Below are 20271 nucleotides of genomic sequence, written 5' to 3'. Positions count from 1 at the left end.
CCTGTCGGATAACGGGCGCGAGTTCTGTGGGCGCCCTGACCACCATCCCTACGAGCTGTTCCTGCAACTGGAGGGGATTGAGCACCGAACCACCAGGGTGCGCAGGCCGCAGAGCAACGGCTTTATCGAGCGGCTGCATCGCACACTGCTGGATGAACACTTCCGTATCAAGGGGAGAACGACCTGGTATGAGTCGGTAGAGCAGATGCAGACAGACCTGGATAGCTACCTGGAGCACTACAACACCCAGTGGCCACATCAAGGCAGGATGATGGAGGGTCAAACCCCCTACAGCATGTTCAAGAAGGGTCTGAAATTGATACCGAAGGAAGTGCGCACTAAAGTAGCGTAAACAAGACACCGGTTTGAGGCCGGTGTCAGGTGATAACTAGATCTGTACACCATACAGAATTTCCTCTCCCACACTGCAGCCGAACTTCATTGCCCATTATCAGGGGCAGTCATGGCAGCGCAGCCAATTACATGCATCGGCGACCCTGAATATACCGGCCATACCTTACGGCTATCTCTATCCCTCACGCTCCCTGACCGGAGATAACGATTACCGGATATTCCATCAGCAGAGAGCTCGGCTCTTGCCGAGCTACGCCCCGTGAATCGTAAGAGACATATCCGAAACACGTATCTGCACGACCTATACAAATAGCAATATCACGCAGTTAATCCTGCACGACAAAATTAATCGCAAACAGCGAGGGATATTGAGCAAAGTAACAGTGCGGTGAAACGACGGTAAAAAGGATACAAGCGAGGATGTAGATAGCAGAGCGTCAGAAGGCGGATTGGATAACGACGAGTAAAAAAGCAAAAAATAATGCCGCCCAAGGGCGGCATTATTCAATCTCTGAACCTGACGAATTAGATCAGGAAATCGTTCAGGTCTTTACCCAGTGCTACTTGAGCAGCAATGGCTTTCGGCATACGGCCTTGACCGGTCCAGGTTTTTTCCTGGCCATCTTCTTCGTACTTGTATTTAGCCGGACGCGGAGCACGCTTGCTCTTGGCAGCGCCAGTCGCAGCAGCCGGAGCTGCGGCAGTCGCCAGCAGCTCGCGAGGATCAATACCAGCCTGCTGCAGCATTTCGGTGAATTCATTCAGCTTGCGCTGACGCTCTTCCTGTTCAGCACGCTCCTGTTCAACAGAATCGGCGCGCTCTTGGTAAACCAGGTCAAACTTCTCTTTAGCTTCCAGCAGTTGCTCAAACGGCAGCTCACGAATAGCCGCACGCAAACTGCGAATGTTCAGCAGAACTTTCAGAAACTCGTTCATTATTTCCTCACAAAAAAGTCGGTTACAGGGATAACTGTTTCAGAATAGCATGGACAATTCGCGAGAACATACAGTTTTTCTATATTAACGTTCTTTTTTTCTTAAATTTCACCATCAAGATCGAATGCTTGCCACTATCAATAACAAACTGGCTGGAATGCAGATCTTCTGGGTAGAGAGGTGATTACCATCTTGTGTTCAAGAAACATCGGTATTTCAAGACTCATTAATTTCCAGTTCAGCATCCAACAAAACTAACTCGGTAACCTGCTTTATAAGCCTGAGCACACATTTCTACCATACGTTCAAGATCATGTGACAAGACTATGCCTATCTGTTTAGCAATGAACACGTCTAGAGCCTGTCCCTTCACCCGATGATGAGGGGGATACTCACAATTGACTATTAACCCATTCGGCGCCACCAATAAAATTACATATTAATCAATTAGTTGAAAACAAAATGTGACATTTCAAATATGCTTTTCGTCGCTCGTTTGACAGACGCATGCGTCCGAAAACAGACTGTTCAGATACTGGTTGCCCAGAAGGAAAAAAATAAAAAGCCAGCCGTTTTTTAAGGGCTGGCTTTCTATGTATCCAAATAGCACTATTTATTTTTGGTTATATTCTTGCCTGATTGGTCAACACCGCTAATCACTGCCTGTGAAGCAGACTCAGTTAAAAGGGGCTCGGTTGGATAGAGCTTAAGTGCTTCTGCCCGCATCGCATTGGCTTCCTCTGTACGACCCAATGCATTAAGGGCGATCACCATATTGGCGTATATGTTGGCACGGGGTGTATGGCGTACGAATGCCTGCCCCCACTCCAGGTAAGCTTCCAGTTCGGTCTTGTTATTTGTCTGCAAGCCCACCATCAGACGAACCGAGTTCACATCAAATTCCACTCGGGTCAACCAAGCCATGGGATTGATGATATCAAGTAGCAAGGTCGGCTCTTTATACCCACCTCTTTCGTACTTTGTGACTACCCATGCGGTGTGAATTGCTGTGAGCATAAAGGGAACAACCAGCAGCGGGATAGCGATCGCCATAAATCGCAGTAACAACCATGGTCGGCACTCCATATCCCACCATGATGAGCCCCCCTGACTCGCCAGGTTGGTCTCTTCAATTTCGGTATCAATGATATAAATCAGCGTCAGCAAAAGCCACCACAACACGATCGCATGGTAGAGCGGGTATTCCGTCTGGGTATGAAGCAATATCGGCGTAACCAGGGCAAACAGCCCCATGGCATTTACCCAACGCACACTAGCCAGACGCCATAATAATGCGCCTCCCATGATCACCATGCCGACCATGGGTGCAATACCGCCCTCAACAGCCCAATAGAGAAACTCGTTGTGGGGGTGGTCAAGATTGTACTCAATCTGCACCATGGACGGATTCAGTGCTTTATCAGCCATGTAGTGATGAAGAAAAACAGATTCAAAACTGCCGTATCCCCAACCACTCCAGGGAGCCTGTGCAATCAGTTTTGCCGCGTAAGGCCAGTAAATAGAGCGCATACCACCGGACTGATAGATCTCTAATCCGCGTTTTGCTCCAGCCAGCCAATATTGTGATAACAGGCCAATCGCTACAGCCAAAATAACCAGACCCACTATACGCCATAACAGCCGCTGTCGATAAAGCTGAGGCATCAGTAAAAACAGTGCTAGCAGACCGCCTAACTGCCCCACTCGGGATTGCAAAACAACGAGCAGCAGTGCTGCAGATAGAATGACGCCATAGCGCAACACCATCAGCAATCGACCACCCTCTCGGCGTAATTCCAGCCAGATAGAAAGGGCAAGTCCAGTTGCCATAAACGTCGCCATCACGTTTGGCTGTTGAAATATCCCGTATGGACGATTGGCTTTAGTGTCATAGCCAATCCAGTTACCTGGCATCAACATGTAGAACTGCACCAGACCCAGCACTGCCTCCATCGCGATCGCAATCAGGATGAGATAGAGCAAGCGATCACGCTTTTTATCAAAGCGCCATTGATAGAGCCCAAACAAAAACAGTAGGCCAGCAAAAAGTCCCAGCAATCGGGGAATAGCATAATCCTTGAGTGCAAAACCTGGATAGAAGATCGGGAGCAGTAGCAAGAGAGATCCTATCCATAAACCCGCTTGTAATGGAGAAAAGGCCAGACGTTGACGTAACGTCACCTGCCACAATCCCAATCCAATAGCCAGCGAGGCAAATACCCATCCCCATGCGTTAAAGGGCAGATACAGCCCTGATCCTCCCGGGTTGTGCATAAAAAAATGCATACCGAACAACCAATAGGCGATAAAGAGTACGCCAAACACACCATTTATGTTTTTAATCATCATGCATTCCTAGCATAATTTCTGCAGATTGCCATATATCTTGGGTAGGTAATAAAAGGGCGAACAGTTTACAACTGCTCGCCCTGTTTGATGAAAAAAGATCGGCTCTATGCAACTTTTGATTACTGCAGCTCTGTCAAACCGTAAAGACCATTCTTGCGGCTCAACATCTGACCTCCATCCCGTGTCAAAGGAACCCATCCAATGCTTCCTTTCGCGGTTGTTGGCTTGAGCAGCATCAAATCAAACGGTATCGTGACATAAATTCCTTTGGTAAAGCTACCTTCACCATACTCGTCTGCAGAGACATTGGTAAATGTTGCATACCCCCCCAAGACAACGCCCGAATCAAACCGTTTGGATAAGTCGAATGTAGCTCCTTTGTCACCAGCCAAATACTGACCTACGGAGACTTTGGCGGTGACATTACTCATGAATGGTAACTGCCAATACGCAGTCACATGTCCAGTCATGACATCATAATCAGCCATTTTCAGGGTATTGTTCCAGTCTCGCTGTTTCACCCAGTTCGCATCAACGCCAATGGCCCAAGTCTTACCGTATGGACGATAGAGCACCTCACTCCCGACGCCAGCATACATCATCTCCAAATATCCCCCATAAGCTTGACCGTACCAATCTTGAGCAAGTGGTTGCATATGGGTTAACTGCAAGTTGTTGAGTAATAGATTTGAAGAATCTACATACTCACGAATCCACGTACGAACTCGTGGTAAAGCCGCACCATCTGGAGGAGGCGCTTTATAATTGAACTCATCGTAGTTATTCACCAGATTGACAAACAGCGTTCCTTGCAAACTGTTGTTTTCATTTATACGCCAATCGGCATTTGCGTTAATGCCTAACTGATACATATAGAAAGACTCAGGGCCACCAAATGATTGCGTTAGATCTGGATCAAAAGAGTATGAAAAAGCTTTGCGCTCAGATGCATAGATGGATTCTCCCTGAATTTTTCCTACAGCCTGAACCGTCGATTTTTCATGCTGTTCTTCTCCCAACACCTGTACCACATTGGCACGACGAACAGATGGGAGATCGATGCGAGTCTCTTGCAACTGGAAGTTCGCCTTACGTTCAACAACATTCAGAGCATCAACCGTACTAGGCAGATAATTTGCTGCTAACAAAGAGGTTCTCTTTATCGCCTCACTCTTATTACGATACTTGCTCTGCTTACCGATGACAGTCACAGAATTGGTGGTTGTGTAAAACTCTGTATCCTGCCACCCAGCATTTTCTTTCAAATCGGCAGTCAGCGCTTGCCACTTCACGTCCATCATGGTTGCAGGGACTTGATCAGGCTGATAAATGGGTCTCGGCTGATCAATATGAGCGGGTTTCATATCATTAAAGTTAGTCCGAAAAGTCACCCCCCACATCAAGGTGTTTCCTCTCTGCCAGCTTAGATGGCTATCCAGATTCTCGAAAACTCGGTACACAGCCCCGACATTCCAAGGTGAATCTTGATAAATATGGCCAGCGAACTCCTTGCTATAATCATTGCCATCATATTCCAGCTTTAACCTGAGTGGCTGCCATGGCGTTTGATATTCAATTCCACCGAAGAGAGCAGCTGGTCCATGAAACAGACTATCAAACTCAAACTTACCGCCATTACCGGAGTGACTATTATTCCTTTGACACCAGCTATCTTTATACTCACAGAATGGGTTTTTAACATTACCACTTTCGGCCATATTTCCCCAGCCGATACCGATAGTAAAATCAAATGGTCCATACCGCTTGCTAGCTGTCACAAATTCACTATCAAAGAGACCAGTCCCCATTAGATCTCTAAAGCCCAGTGACACCTGTGGCAGATAGTTGGATTCTTGCCAAACACGGAACTTGAAATCCATTCCTTTGTCTTTATAGGTTTGGTCACCGCTAAACTCTTCGTACGGACTGTATTTTTTTGTTCTTACATCTGTATATCTTAGCGTTGCTTCAAACCAATCAAATGGCTGCGCAGAGATAGACCATCGACGATACTGGTCGTTATCAACATAGTTAGCACTGAACTCACCTGTTTTGGCCATTCGTGCGGTAGGCATTTGAAGCAGACCCGCACCACCGAAATCACCTTGTGAAGGACCATAAGGATCAATAACAGACTCTGCAGCAAAAACAGCCGCTGAAACAAAGATCGCTATATATTTCAACTTAGACAGCATCATTCTGGTACCCGATTAGCAATCAGATTGGCAATACGAATATTGATATATTTATATTGCTCAGGAAGGATTTGGGGATCAAAACCGACAAAGAGCGTAGCACCCGCCATAGGTTCACGATGCAGTTTATTCCAATTCGCGACAGGAGCCCGGCTGATAGAACCGTCAGGCTGGATCAGGAATGCTTCATGTTGCGCAGCGCCAGCCAACAAACTGTAATCATGCCAATAACTTGCCAAACTAGCACCAGGCTGAAGTGGCTGTTTATTGCGACCGTTAATCAGCCCCACGAAGTAGATAAAATCGGGCCTTGAAGCAAGAAAAAGAGTGTACTGCCCTTTTAAAAGTGGATTACTATTCGGATCAATTCTGGATTTAGCAGGATCCAATGTGATTGACAAACGCCCACTAACAGGAATTTTATCCAGCTCTTGTAGTAACTGCTGAGTTGACTGGATCAATGAACCTTTGTCACCCTCTCGCATCCAAAATACCTGGAGTGCTTTAAGATCCTTGAGCAATTGTTCTTTAGTCGCTTGAAATGCTGTTATGGTCTTTTCATTCGCTATTTGTGCGGTACGCCAATAGATATCATCTGGCAATTGAACATTAAATAACAGGTCTGCAAGTCTGGCACCATCATGCAACTCAATCTTCGCTGTAGCATGACGTTCAAAAATCACGTTTACATCAGCTTGAGCCAAAGCAAAAAATGGTATGAGACCGATCGTCAGGTATTTTTTCATAATGCGTACGGCTTTAATATCGTCATTTCAATCACCGGTAAGTCCGGCCCCAATTGCTGCTGGCTTTTTAATACTCTGCCTGTACTAGGCTCAAACCAATAGTAATTATGCCAGGAGTTCTGGTCATGTCCGAGACTGACCAACTCGTCAATCAACATAACATCATGTGATTTATCAAGGATTAACAACTTTTCTGGAACAGCAGATATAAACTTAGCCCGCATGTTATATCCACTCAGATAATCCTTTTCCCATTCGGCAGTATACTGCCAAGACATAGCATCCAAGTTCAAAGATATATCGGGTACATTTACCATTTTGTGTAATGGATCAGGCCAAGTTGATGCCACTGAATAGAGATCATTTTCCAAACCCACCGTCTTGTATAGTCGACCTGATTTAGTAACAAACAGCTTATTATCAGAGCTCACCCAGCTCAATGAACCATCGGGGTCTGCAAACGCAAGTACTACCAATGCCAGTGGATTATCACCGACTCGCAGATAGGCGCTGGCATAAGGTAATTCTCGCACCTTTTCAGCGGTTACCTCCACATCATCTACCCCCAAAATGGCATAGCGGAGCGTTGCATAGGTATCTGAACTGGTGGCGGAACAACCACTCAAGAGTAACATTCCCAAAGGTATAAACAAACGAAGAGGAAACATAGACGGGTCACTCAGTGGAATTGGAAAATGATTGCAAAGTGACAAAAATAAGGCTGCCAGTATGGCAGCCTTATTAAAATACCAAACAACTTACTTAGTAGCAGTAGTTGTGCTAGTGCTGGTAGAGTCGTCGTTTGCCTCTGAAATAACAACCGCTGCCAGTACGGCAGCACCAACACCGACAGCAACCAAAGAGGTGGTACCAACAGCCGCAGTGCCCGCAGTGGAACCAGCTGCAGTCCCTGTTGCTTCTTCAGCAGCAAAAGCATTTGAAGAAAGAACCAACAAAGCAGCCAGAGTCAACGCTGATTTTTTCATTACTAGTTTCCTTATTTAAACATGACTTAAAGTACTAAGGATATCGTGAAACAAACCAATAAACCAGAGTAAGTCTCTCAGATGAGCCCTTTTATCTATTACGATCGTGTACGTCCCATTGCATGCCGTACCAGCACAATCATAACGCCTAACATACCACCAAGCAAAGTCCCCAATACGGCTATCAACGCTCGCTTAGGTTTCGCTTTCTCCTCAGCTACCACAGCAGGATCAAGGGTTTTAAACACATACTCTTGATTCACTTCCGTCAACATCAAGGTTTTGGTCTGATCCTCGATCAGCTGATAGAACACCTTTTGCATATCTGCGACCGGTGTTTTTTCAAGTTGTGCCTTGAGATAGCTAATGTTGCGTGTCGCATCAGTCTGATCCCGCAACTTCATGGCCTCATTGAGATCAGACACCAGCCAATCGACCCACTGCTTCGCAGACTCAGGAGAATAGTACTCCACCGCCACCGTAACTAACCCAGATTTGGCATCCTGACTAATGCTGGCAATATTGCGAAATGCCTTAACCAACTCCCAATCTGTTGGTTCAACGGACTTTCCAGGAGGAAGCTCACGCACCCACTTTTTACTGGCGACATCGTATACATCTTCATCAATCACCAATTCCCCAGTCGCCTTGTCTGCTTTGGTCACCGCCATCAACGGCACTTCCAGCTGATGTTGGCGAATAAAGTGACTTAAAAATTGACGAGATTTCCCAATTTCGACAGCAATCGCCGTTTTGTCCGACCCACCACTACTGAGATTCACCCCCGCCAAACTGGCAAGCCCCCCAAACTGGGCAGCCATGGCGGCAAGCCCCCCTCCTTGCTGCTCCGCTGATGGTGCAAGCAAGGCCTCTGAGCGATAGATATTGGGCAGTGATATTGCAAAAATGACGGCTGTTACCGCACCAAGCAAGGTACTGACAACTATCCACCACTTACCACGCCAAAGTGTCGCAAACAGTTCACGCAAATCGATTTCATCTTCCCCCCCCCTATTCATTACCAATGGTAAAGGAGAGTGTTCTTTTACTTGTGTCATAACAAACCGGCTCTCAGAAAAGTCAGGTGGCCTTCACCACCTGACTGAATGGGTTATCAAATACACTATGGCATTACTTGATTGCATTCCAAGCGACACCCAGCTGATAGAGGATCTGGGTTGCAGAAGTCATGATGCTCAGGTTATCCAGATAATCAGAATCAACAGGTACCACGATCGTATCACCCGGCTCCAAGCTCTTGCGGCCACCAAACCAGCTATCACTTGGCAGCATCACACTACCATTGGCCTTGATCACGTAGATACGGTCGGTATCAGCCTGCTTCTTGGTTCCCCCGGCCCGACTCAAGTAATCATTGACACTCAGACTTCCATCATAGACGTGAGAAGAGGGGAACTGCACCATCCCCTGAATAGAAACCACATTTTGCAATGCGGGCACATAGAGTTTGTCACCATCTTGCAGCATCACATCAGCCTGCTTGTCGCCAGACAAGATCGCCGGCATATCGATAGTCATGCGACCGACAGCCTTGCTGTTTTCCAGCTGATTAACTACCGTCATCGCTTCTGCAGGTGAGCTGGTATAGTTTGCAATACTGGATTGACGACGCAGTGTCATGGTCGCAATCTCTTGCTTGAGTTCATCACGCAGCAACGCTATACGTTCTGCTTCCTGTTTACGCAACGCTTCACGCGCAAAAACTGCACCATTCGGGTTAGCATACGCAGTAATCCCGCCCACTCTCTGGATCAAATCCTGCAGACTTTCACCCCGACGGACCGTGTAAGTGCCCGGATACTTCACCTCACCAAATACTTGCACTATTGCCTCTTCACGCCATTGCGGATGAGGTAACACATTCAGACTGTCTTTGGACTGTACCTGAGGCGCTCCCAAAACTCGATTGGCTGTTGGTAGATCCAAGCGCGAATTTTCAATTGATATATTATCTCCCACTTCATTAATACGTGAGAGCTCGATGATATTAGCCTGCTCATTCAGCCCACCTGCTGCGACCAATAGATCATGTGTGGTGGTAACCTGACTAATTGGATACACTCCCGGAAACTTCACTTCACCCCGTACTTCAGCAATCTGTACCGGTTTTCCTTGAGCAGCCTGAGCTTTCAGTTTTTCAATTACAGGAGCAAGTAACGCTTGGCGACTGGCAGCGGCTTGCACAACTGTGCTGCTATCAGTCCCCAGTTTTGCAAGGGTCATTTTTTCTGATGTCAATTCTCCTTGACGAACCATGGCACCGGTACTCGAGTCGACAACAGATCGCTGCTCTTGCTGCAATTGCATCGCCAATTGTTGCTGATCAGCAGACGGGGTAACGACCGAGTTATCAGATGTAGATGCCCGTTGACGATGGTTGTCACGCCCGGAATTAGCACCATGAAAAGTAGAGTTATTTATACCATCAAGCGCAGAATTACTAAATATCAGAACCTGATCACGAGGCTGTAACCGCAGATCATCTTCACTCCCAGGGAGTTGAAGTGCACGCCCCAAATTAAATTGCAATACTTCGATATTGCGTAATGCATCCACTTCACGAACCACGAGGGCATAATTCAGATCTGCAGCTGATGTCAAGTCTCGTGAAGCACTTTGCAAAATGCGGCTAATGCGCATACCTGGCTGATAGCTAAACGCACCATCACGAACCACAGCACCTTTCACCATTACAGCCTGACTGTACTCAGTAGTGCTAGGCTTGACTGTTATTTTGTCGCCATCACGTACGACAAACTGACGATCATGATGATTTGACAAGTTCAGATTAAATACCCGCATTCCGGTTTCACCATAGCGAGTCACCGAAATCTCTTTCAGCGCAGCGGCTTTCATCCCACCCGCAAGTCCCAGAACATTGGACAAGGCGGCAGGACCACTCAGCTCGTAAATAGCAGGGCGTTTAACCAGACCATCGATACTCACCTCACTCCCTTTGGCTGGGATAAACACCGTATCACCAGAGCGCAGGCGGATATCTTGGCTGGTATCACCCCATACCAACATCTTGTAGAGATCAACATCGATAACTTTCTGCCCTGCACGCTTGACCTGGATCTTTCGCAGTGACCCAACGGTATCGATACCACCCGCGGCCTGCAAAGCCTGGGTTACGGTAGCCATACCATTGACGTTATAGGCGCCGGGGCGATATGCATCACCCATAACAAATACCTGCATGGTACGCAGAGCACCAAAACTGATGAATGCCTCTACACCAATTTTTTGCTCTTTGATCCGATTTTCCAATTCACTGCGCAGTTGCTGAAAAGTTTGACCACTTGCAGCAATGGGACCGAGTGATGGGAAATCGATAAAGCCTTCACGTCCAATGGCCAGCGAATAATTTGCATTTTCTTTGCCATAGAGCTGAACTCGGATCTCGTCACCCGGTCCCATCACATAGTCATCAGTAACAGGCATGTCAACAACTGGTGCATCAGTTAAAGGTTCACCGGCAAACACGTTATAGCCAAAGGGTTGTAACTCCCCCTCTTGTGCCACACCAGCCAACAAGGGGCGCTGGGATGCCTGGCTATAATCGACCTCACGCGGTGCGGCCACTGGGGCCGTATTAACAGGCGTCACATTGCTTTTTCCGGCACGCCCTCCTAATTGGGATGGGTCAATACCATATTGAGCAGCCATTGCCTGTTGCTGGGCCGGAGATAACTGTTTAAATTTGGCCATCATCTCAGGCGTAATTTGTGGGGCAGCCATAAGCGGTAAGCCCATCAAAACCAGTGAGAGAAGCAATCCCTTTTGTTTCATCTTGATAAAATCCACCACATACACAATATTGATGCCACCCATGGCATAGGTAGGTGGCATCATAACAAAAAGCGCTTGTTTTAGAACAATGAGTTAAACGAGCACATGAAAAATACCATAGCCTGATGCTAATCGTTGCCAAACAGATCGCGGGTATAAACCTTGTCCACCACATCAACCAAGTCATCAACCATGCGATTCGCTAGAATCACATCGCAACTCTCCTTAAACTCCACCAGATCAGAGAGTACGCGAGAACGGTAAAACTCCGATTCGCTCAACTTCGGCTCATAAATCACGACTTCAATACCTTTGGCTTTTATCCGTTTCATCACACCTTGTATGGCAGAAGCGCGGAAGTTATCGGAGCCCGCCTTCATCACTAGCCGATATATCCCCACTCGCCGGGGATTTTTACGGATCACAGAATCGGCAATAAAATCCTTACGGGTGGTATTGGAGTCGACAATGGCTCGGATCAGATTATTCGGTACATTGCTGTAGTTGGCCAGTAGCTGCTTTGTATCTTTTGGTAGGCAGTAACCGCCGTAACCAAATGATGGATTATTGTAATGGCTGCCAATACGTGGATCCAGACCTATCCCATCAATAACTTGGCGACTATCAAGACCATGAAGCTGAGCATAGGTATCTAGCTCATTAAAAAAGGCAACCCGCATAGCAAGATAGGTGTTTGCAAATAGCTTGATCGCCTCAGCTTCGGTGCTGTCAGTAAAGAGCACAGGTACATCCTGCTTGATTGCTCCTTCCAACAGCAGGTTGGCAAACACTTGGGCCCGTTCACTGAGCTCACCGACCACGATGCGTGACGGATGCAGGTTGTCGTAAAGCGCTCTCCCTTCCCGCAAGAACTCTGGTGAAAAAATTAGGTTGTCACATCCCAGCTCTTCCCGCAGCCGAGCGGTAAATCCGACTGGGATAGTGGATTTGATCACCATCACCGCAGCGGGGTTGATGGCAACTACATCCTTGACAACGGACTCAACAGTGCTGGTATTGAAGTAGTTTGTCTCGGGATCGTAATCGGTGGGAGTGGCGATAATGACAAAGTCGGCCCCCTGATAAGCATCGGTTTTATCCAGAGTGGCTCGAAGATTCAAGTCATGGCTGGCGAGATAATGTTCAATCTCGTTGTCAACGATGGGGGAGCGGCGCTGATTAATCAGCTCTACCTTGCTGGCAATCACATCAACAGCAACCACCTCATGGTGTTGCGCCAGCAATACAGCATTAGAGAGACCCACATACCCCGTACCACAAATAGCAATTTTCACAGCTAACCTCGCTTAGTGCTGCACTTTATAATACTGTTTGTACCAGTCGACGAAGGCTTGCACGCCCTGCTCCACCGATATAGCAGGTCGATATCCTGTGGTCTTGAACAGATCTTCGGTATCAGCCCATGTGGCATATACATCACCCGCTTGCATCGACATCATATTCTTGATTGCTTCAATACCGAGTGCTTTTTCAAGTGCATTAATAAAATCCATCAATTTAACCGGGCTGCCATTACCGATATTGAAGATACGATAAGGGGCACAGCTGTCTGCGGGCGAGCCTTTCTCTGACTGCCAGTCAGAATTAGCTACAGGTACCACATCGGCAATACGTAAAACTCCCTCAACGATATCGTCGATATAGGTAAAGTCGCGACTAAGTTGGCCATTGTTGTATACATCGATGGGCTGACCGGCAAGCATCGCTTTTGTAAATTTAAACAACGCCATATCAGGGCGCCCCCAAGGTCCATAAACAGTAAAAAAGCGCAAACCCGTGGTCGGAATACCATACAGATGAGAATAGGTATGCGCCATTAGTTCATTAGCTTTTTTCGAAGCTGCATAGAGGGAGACAGGATGATCAACCGCATCAGTGGTCGAAAACGGCATTTTGCTATTCATACCATACACAGAGCTGGAAGAGGCATAGACTAAATGCTGGACACCGTTATGACGACACCCTTCGAGAATGGCAAGGTGCCCCATCAGATTGCTGTCGGCATAGGCAAACGGATTTTCAAGGGAATAACGCACTCCGGCTTGCGCTGCCAGATGGATCACACGATGAAATTTTTCTTTCGTAAATATAGAAGCAATGCCACTATGATCAGATAGATCTAACTGTTCAAAACGGAACCCCGGTGTAGATAGTAAGTTTTTTAGCCGGCTTTGCTTTAAGGAAACCGCATAATAATCATTGAGATTGTCGATACCGACAACTTGATGGCCTTGGGAAAGAAGACGCTGACATACATGAAAACCGATAAAACCGGCAGATCCGGTTACCAAATACTTCATTTTTCTACTCCGTTAAAACCTGCAGATATTTTTCTAACACCAATGACTCACTGAAGTTTGTCACTATATAGTTACGGCTAGCTAATCCCATGGTATTACGTTCATCACTACTCAGTTCTACCATGGACTTCATTGCCTCAAATAAAGCATCACTATTTCGTGGCTCAACTAAAAAACCATTTTTCCCATTTACCACTGTCTCACGACAGCCAACCGAATCAGTCGTAATCAACGGTAAACCACAACTGCCCGCCTCCAACAATGAACGTGGCACACCTTCACGATAGAAACTGGGCAGAACAAAACAATCTGTACGATGCAGAATAGATACGACATCATCAGTGGTACCTAGATATTCGATTATACCATCTTTACAAGCCGCATCGAGCTCTTCCTTAGGTATCTCCGATGTATTATCACCATATTTTCCTAATACTTGGAATACGCACCATGGATAAATAACCTTTAATTTTGCAGCAGCAGAAATGTACTCTCGTATACCTTTCTCAATTAACAATCTAGCAGAAAAAAGAAACTTGAATTTTGTATTGACAATTTTCTCCTCGGGATTGCAGACATTAGTTTCTTTATAAGAAAAAAGTTCAACATTAACACCAGAACCAGGTAAAACAGAACAGTTGACATTTTTTATTATATTATTCCGTTTAAACAAGGCGAGATCTTCTTTATTTTGAAAAAACACATGGTTACTTTTACTTAATCCAATGCGATATAAAACCTTCATCATACTCTGCAACAAGCTTGGGGACGAAAAAGTACGTCCTAAACCAGCAATGTTATTAATTACTTTGCAACCTAGAAAACCGGCAACAGCCCCCCCATAAATATTAGGCTTGGCAGTAAACCCTAAGTAATAATCAGGCTTTAATTTATTAAGCGTCTGAAAATAACTAAATATTGTATCTAAGTCTTTTGATGGTGAAATAGAGCTTGAGGCCATGTTAATTTCATGAACAACGAAACCCATATCCCGCAGTTTTGTAGTGTACTCATCCTTAGGAGATATTATTTCAACATGAAATGTTTTAGAAAGGTATTTAATCAGCTCTAGCCGAAAATTAAATATACTCCAACTTGTGTTGGATGATACAACTATCTTTTTCAATTAAAGACCTACTCGATGATTTTTTTAATGCTGCCGTTAATAAGCACATGAGATGCAGGGACATCTTTAGACACAACAGAACCTGCCGCGATCACTGCATTATCGCCAATCGTCACACCTTTCAAAACAATAACATTAGAACCTAACCATACGTTATTACCAATAACAATCCCCTTTGTTTTGAAGTTATTCTTAATTACACCAAACTGCGCAGTGAACATATGATCATGATCATATAACTTTACTGACTCACCGAATAAAACATCATCCCCTACAGTGATACTCTCTCGGCAATTAATGGAACAATAATTATTAAAGAATACTCTATCACCAATAACTAAATTCCCTGACACAACATTAAAGACAACCCCAAACCTCACCCTTAATCTAACACCTAACCTAACGTTAGCATTACCTATAGATAAATTAAGTGGCAAATTGCTTCTTAAAAAATCAAACTTGAGTCTATTAAAAAAAAATAAAGAATGTAATACGTTAATTGGGTATGCAAGAACAACTCTAATCATCATCAAAAGCATAATAGCCTCTAAAAATATAACTTAGTTGTGAAGAAAGATTTACCTCGTTGCATCATTGAATAACTCTATCATTTTAGAAGCGATTATGGCTGAGTTATAATGAGATTCAACTTTTTTTCTACCCATAAGACCAAATGAATTTAATTTGGATGGATTTTCATAAAAGTACTTAAATGCGTTACACCAATCAGCTGTGTCAACTGCTAAAAAACCTATGTCAGGATCAACAATATTTTTATTAACCCCCACTGGGGACGCAATGACAGGGCGACCACAAGCCATATATTGGATTAATTTATAACCACACTTTCCATTTGCCCAAGGATTATCTGGTAGTGGCATAACTCCAACATTAATTAAAGAGAGAAGTTCATTTTCTTTATGTATTGACCATTCATATTGTTCAATAGGAATCGGACAATCCACGATTTCACTGGCTCCAATTGTAATCAATTCAACCTTCATTTCTCGCGATATGATTTCTAATGCAGGCCACAGTAACCTAAGGTATTTTACTGTTGAGGGAGTGCCAATCCAACCGATTCTTAATGTTCCATCAAAAAAATTCGGAACAACAGTATAGCGAGAAAGATCAATTACTGTTGGGAAGATTTCAGTCCGTCGTGAACCATGACCAAGGATATAATTTGATAAATAACTATTTCCAACCATTACTGCGCTGGAATTTTTTATTAACCCTAATAATTTACCGCCGAGAAGTTGGCGTACAAATACGTTACTGTGAAGATCATAATTGTGAAATATCGCGTCATCATAGTCTAATATATATGGTTTTCTTGATAATTTAACCAGATGTTCAAAACATGAAGGCAAATACGGAAATGCTTCCTTCTCGATTATAATTAAATCGAATCGAAATGCAGTCAAAACCATATATAGTCTTTTTATATAGTAACTGACTAATTTTGGAACAGTAGCTTTCTTATTTTTATAAAGACAGTTAAGGTAGTCATCATCAAAAAGAGATGAGGTTACAACAGAGAATCCAGAAGCCTCAAAGTATGGAATATACTGTAGTGTTCGTAGTCTTGAGCTAGCCCCTTTATTGGAATACTTAGATAGGATCAATAATTTCTTATTTCTCACAATGAACACCTGCTTTAATTACTGAACCAATATATCTCCAGAGTAGTACATAACCATTATATACATTTTTGAACTCAGAAAATGAACGCTTTACTATTAAAGTTTGAATTGTTCTCGGTATTGGTTCAACAAACAATGCTAAAAGAGCAACCACGTATGCTTCGTAACGATTGAAATGTTTAAAACAATATAGAATCCTACTTCTAAGCGAATAGAATAGCCGATGTGCTTTTACCTTCTCAGAGGTCCCCCCCCCCTTATGAAATGCTGAAGTTCCCGCAAAGTATTTAATTTTATACCCAAACTCGTGCACTCTCAATGACAGATCAAGATCTTCTAAATATACAAAGAATCTTTCATCAAACCCACCAACGGCATTAAATATATGACGGCGAATCATATAGTAAGCGCCAATACAGTGATCAACGTCCATGCTTGACTGATGATCAAAATTATTCATAATTACATGGGGAAACATGCGTGGAAATAATGCATTTAATCCAGTTGACTGACCAATATATGTTTTAAAAGATGGAAATTTTGCGCAATGTGGTTGAATGATACCGTTACTATCATATAGCTTAATCCCGCATACGCCATAGCCATTATTTTCATCCGATGATAAAAAAAATAAAGTTTTTTCTATAGAATCGGAGAAAACCTTAGTATCTGGATTTAAGAACAATATATAATCTGAATTAGAAAATTTAGCTGCCTTATTGCATGCTTTACCAAAGCCAAGATTATCCATCTCCTGGATGACTATTAAATTAAAATCCCATGTAATATTATTAATTAGTGGAATGGAATCATCAACAGATGCGTTATCAATTACAATTACATTTTTTATAAGACTCAAATTGGAATGTTCAATTGAATTTAAGCAATCATAGAGTTGTGTTCCAGCATTCCAATTTACAATTATAATATCAATCATTTTAAATACTTCATCCGATTAAATCAATAAATACATTGCTTATGATTTTTTAAAAAAAAAAAACCATTAAATATATTATATAAAAATTGCACCCCATGTTCTATTTCTATCCATTATTAAATCCTCAATTAATATATCGTTTTTTATTTTTGTATTGTATAACCAATGCACCGGATAGGATAAATAACAACTGATTAATGCCATTTAATCCATACAAGTAAACATCTTTAAAATTTGCGAGAAATATAACCAATAAGGTATAAATCACAACTATCTTCACTAATGACTTTCCTGAACTAAAAGCATCATATAATATTTTCGCATAAACAAACATGAGGACAGCAATAGATGTCACCCCCCCATAAAAAATCATTAATACGTATCCTACATCGCTATCAATATACTTAGCGCCATCACCACGACCAAATGTCCCAGTTCCGAAAAATATATCAATTTCTCTCTCAGGCAAAAAATACATAGTATCAAATAGCAGATCAGAACTTTTCGATGAAAATTCGTTTGAGCTTAGCCAATTAAAAACCAATTCAAATGCCCATCTCAAAATATACTCAATGCGCTCGTAATAAAAAAATAAAAATAGCGAAACAAACAATCCACTTAAAATAAAATATCTAAGCAATCTTTTTTTGTAAATAATGTGGCCTGGGAAGAACACTACAGAAATAACTGTAAGTAGTATCAACATCAAACCCAAACGGCCAGCAACGCAAGTTGATATGAATACAATAGTTAACGTAATTAGTGCTAATATAGTTCTATTGCTACTTTTATAAAAGACTTCTTGAGGATTATCTTGATGACTTTTTCCAAAAAAAATCAAAATTCCAATAAAAAAAATGACCGCATTAAACAATGATAAAGTTGAAACTCCAGAATAAAAAAGACCTGTCGCTCTATACCCTTGTTCTAAGTGGATTTTTGCATTATCAGATATTTCAATAAAACGGTAAAGAGCTAAAGAAAAGTCTCTACTTATCAGGGCCAATACAGCAATAGATGAATTGACAACTCCAATATAGAAGATATTGGAAAGTAATTTCATCTCAAATCGCTGACCATAAAGATAAAAATATAACATAGACAAAGCATAACCTGCGATTATGAATAAAAGCCCCCGAAAAATTAAGTTAATGACATAGAAATCAGGATTGCCAAATGAAAAAAGCGGTGCAATAAGAATCACTACTAAAATTGGCCATAACAAACCAAAAACGCGCGTATTAACTCTCATTCGAATTGTAATATTAAGTAGCGATAAGCCTACCAACATTACTGCAATCAAATATGATACAGTCACGTTTGGCACGCTTATTTTCATCGGAATAACAAGTAACGCAGTTAATATAAAAAGGAGAGAGCTGGCTGTAAATTTAAACATTTTATGCTAACCACTTTAGAAGGCTCATATACAAAAAACACTGAAATAGAATCGATATTATAATCTACGTTAAATCATCTGCTCGCGATGTAGCTTCGCAAATAAACCATCAAACTACAACACTGGGGAAATTTATTTTGATTTTTCTTAAGTGAAGACCCACGGGGTACAATTTACTTATCGCGCTCATATTCACCATCACTTTTCCTAACTGAAAACTGTAATTTCCCAGACTAATTTTTCCCGCTATTAACCGTTTTAAATTGTACATTGCCACACCAGCGTCACCACTGTGGCAGGCCTTTCATCATGATATTTTACCATGGTTTATGTTATGACTTGATCTTTTTAGCAACCACTCGGCTAACTGGGGAGTAATGAATGCCAAAAATTCATCCATCTGTTTTGGTGGATACCCACCAGAATGAAATAAGTTATGAATTTCTTCATTGCGGGTGGTAGGCTATTTTTTTATATTCAGCCAGGAGTTGGGCTGCGGCCAATGTTGTTTTAGCGGCACTTCTGATAAATAGCCATAACCCAGTATTATTGGCATTACTGACTGAATCAGAATTGAGATGTGTTCCCCTAAGCGGTTTGCTCCGCTCAGTTCAGATGTTGCCCGAGAGGCATTCTAAGCCCCGTCATTTTGTTCACAGCCCGCCCCCCCCTGCCAAGATGTTATTGCCCAAATCAGCCAACAGTCATGCATTCCCCTGCCCCAGGTGACCACTACACTCGGGGCTTTCTGACAGGTAGGCCAAGGGTGTTCAGTTTATTTATGGCGCTTACATACGCCATGACTTCACCCACTTGGCTATTGTAGTTACGCAGACTGATTTTCCCGCCAGCAACTGTTTGAACCTATACATCGCCGTCTCTGCCAGTGAGCGACGGTGATACACCGATATCCAGTGCGCCAGCCCTTCCTTGCGCAGCAGAATACCGCCTGTCGCCCCTTTGCTCGAGATAAGTCGATGGTTGACTTTGCTGTCATAGGCACCATCCGTATAAACAAGTCCCAACTGCGCCGCAGTGGCTTGAGCAAGGTGGGCAACACCTCGGCATCATGGACATTTTCCAGCGAGACTTCCGCCGCCACGATATCGTGGGCCACCTCTACAGCCAGATTGCAGCTTGCGTCAGACTCGCCGCTTCTCCTTGCCGTGCTTATGCACCTTCCATTCGCTCTCGCCATAGAACTTCAGCCCAGTGACATCAATCACCAGATGAGCTAGGGTGCAAACAGTACAGAATGTTGACCAGCTTAGCGCGTTTGCTGATGCAGCTGTAGTCGGTGACTGCAAGGGCACATCCACAACTTGAACAGTGAATTGATGAACCCCTCCAGTGTACACAGGGCAACTTGAACACGAACTTTAGAACCAGCGCGGTCTTAATAGCGCTGTCGCGGAAATGATCCCCCGCCCCCAATGACTGTAATGAGTCTGGAAATACCATTG

The 20271-nt window shown here is 43.6% G+C and carries 16 protein-coding genes and 1 pseudogene; 1 reads left to right on the top strand and 16 read right to left on the bottom strand.

The window, feature by feature from the left end; genetic code table 11:
* A partial coding sequence (locus AB5Y86_RS15720; RefSeq protein ID WP_368193357.1) for an integrase core domain-containing protein occupies positions 1-352 on the top strand: 352 nt, incomplete at its 5' end.
* 527 nt (positions 353-879) lie between these two features.
* On the opposite strand, the gene AB5Y86_RS15715 is transcribed toward AB5Y86_RS15720, so the two are convergent.
* The 16 genes and pseudogenes from AB5Y86_RS15715 to AB5Y86_RS15640 all read right to left on the bottom strand — a co-directional run.
* Positions 880-1290: an H-NS family nucleoid-associated regulatory protein gene (locus AB5Y86_RS15715; RefSeq protein WP_005344269.1), complete on the bottom strand. Its 411-nt coding sequence runs from the start codon at positions 1288-1290 to the stop codon at positions 880-882.
* Positions 1291-1899: 609 nt separating this feature from the next.
* Complete coding sequence (locus AB5Y86_RS15710; RefSeq protein WP_368193358.1) at positions 1900-3636, bottom strand: Wzy polymerase domain-containing protein; 1737 nt, start codon at positions 3634-3636, stop codon at positions 1900-1902.
* A gap of 122 nt (positions 3637-3758) precedes the next feature.
* Complete coding sequence (locus AB5Y86_RS15705; RefSeq protein WP_368193356.1) at positions 3759-5837, bottom strand: YjbH domain-containing protein; 2079 nt, start codon at positions 5835-5837, stop codon at positions 3759-3761.
* Positions 5834-6580, bottom strand: a complete 747-nt coding sequence (locus AB5Y86_RS15700) for a capsule biosynthesis GfcC family protein (protein ID WP_368193354.1) — start codon at positions 6578-6580, stop codon at positions 5834-5836. Before AB5Y86_RS15700 ends, AB5Y86_RS15705 begins: the two co-directional genes overlap by 4 nt.
* A complete protein-coding gene (locus tag AB5Y86_RS15695; RefSeq protein ID WP_368193352.1) occupies positions 6577-7248 on the bottom strand; it encodes a YjbF family lipoprotein in 672 nt (223 codons plus the stop codon). The genes AB5Y86_RS15700 and AB5Y86_RS15695 overlap by 4 nt, the downstream gene beginning before the upstream one ends.
* Before the next feature lie 90 nt (positions 7249-7338).
* Positions 7339-7566: an exopolysaccharide production protein YjbE gene (yjbE, locus tag AB5Y86_RS15690; RefSeq protein ID WP_270693406.1), complete on the bottom strand. Its 228-nt coding sequence runs from the start codon at positions 7564-7566 to the stop codon at positions 7339-7341.
* Between the two features lie 98 nt (positions 7567-7664).
* Positions 7665-8624 carry a Wzz/FepE/Etk N-terminal domain-containing protein gene (locus AB5Y86_RS15685; RefSeq protein WP_368193350.1) on the bottom strand — a complete coding sequence of 320 codons (960 nt, stop codon included), beginning with the start codon at positions 8622-8624 and terminating at the stop codon, positions 7665-7667.
* Positions 8625-8697: 73 nt separating this feature from the next.
* Entirely contained in the window at positions 8698-11442 is a 2745-nt protein-coding gene (locus AB5Y86_RS15680; protein ID WP_368193348.1) for an SLBB domain-containing protein, read from the bottom strand.
* A 65-nt stretch (positions 11443-11507) separates the two neighbouring features.
* Positions 11508-12674: a nucleotide sugar dehydrogenase gene (locus AB5Y86_RS15675; protein ID WP_368193347.1), complete on the bottom strand. Its 1167-nt coding sequence runs from the start codon at positions 12672-12674 to the stop codon at positions 11508-11510.
* Positions 12675-12686: 12 nt separating this feature from the next.
* Positions 12687-13700, bottom strand: coding sequence for an NAD-dependent epimerase (locus AB5Y86_RS15670; RefSeq protein ID WP_368193345.1), 1014 nt, complete (start codon positions 13698-13700; stop codon positions 12687-12689).
* Between the two features lie 4 nt (positions 13701-13704).
* Complete coding sequence (locus AB5Y86_RS15665) at positions 13705-14826, bottom strand: glycosyltransferase family 4 protein (protein WP_368193343.1); 1122 nt, start codon at positions 14824-14826, stop codon at positions 13705-13707.
* 8 nt (positions 14827-14834) lie between these two features.
* On the bottom strand, positions 14835-15365 hold the full coding sequence (locus AB5Y86_RS15660) for an acyltransferase (protein WP_368193341.1): 531 nt from the start codon (positions 15363-15365) through the stop codon (positions 14835-14837).
* A gap of 39 nt (positions 15366-15404) precedes the next feature.
* Positions 15405-16472, bottom strand: a complete 1068-nt coding sequence (locus tag AB5Y86_RS15655) for a glycosyltransferase family 4 protein (protein WP_368193340.1) — start codon at positions 16470-16472, stop codon at positions 15405-15407.
* Positions 16462-17409, bottom strand: a complete 948-nt coding sequence (locus tag AB5Y86_RS15650; RefSeq protein WP_368193339.1) for a glycosyltransferase family 2 protein — start codon at positions 17407-17409, stop codon at positions 16462-16464. The genes AB5Y86_RS15655 and AB5Y86_RS15650 overlap by 11 nt, the downstream gene beginning before the upstream one ends.
* A 124-nt stretch (positions 17410-17533) precedes the next feature.
* Positions 17534-18808, bottom strand: a complete 1275-nt coding sequence (locus tag AB5Y86_RS15645) for a hypothetical protein (protein ID WP_368193338.1) — start codon at positions 18806-18808, stop codon at positions 17534-17536.
* A 732-nt stretch (positions 18809-19540) separates the two neighbouring features.
* A pseudogene (locus AB5Y86_RS15640) lies at positions 19541-20224 on the bottom strand (IS5 family transposase); the annotation flags it as partial.
* Positions 20225-20271 lie beyond the last annotated feature (47 nt).

It is taken from the genome of Aeromonas sp. s8, from assembly GCF_040907785.1.
Taxonomy (GTDB): domain Bacteria; phylum Pseudomonadota; class Gammaproteobacteria; order Enterobacterales; family Aeromonadaceae; genus Aeromonas; species Aeromonas veronii.
Note: the sequence above shows the minus strand (reverse complement) of the source record. Positions and strands in the feature narration are given on the sequence as shown.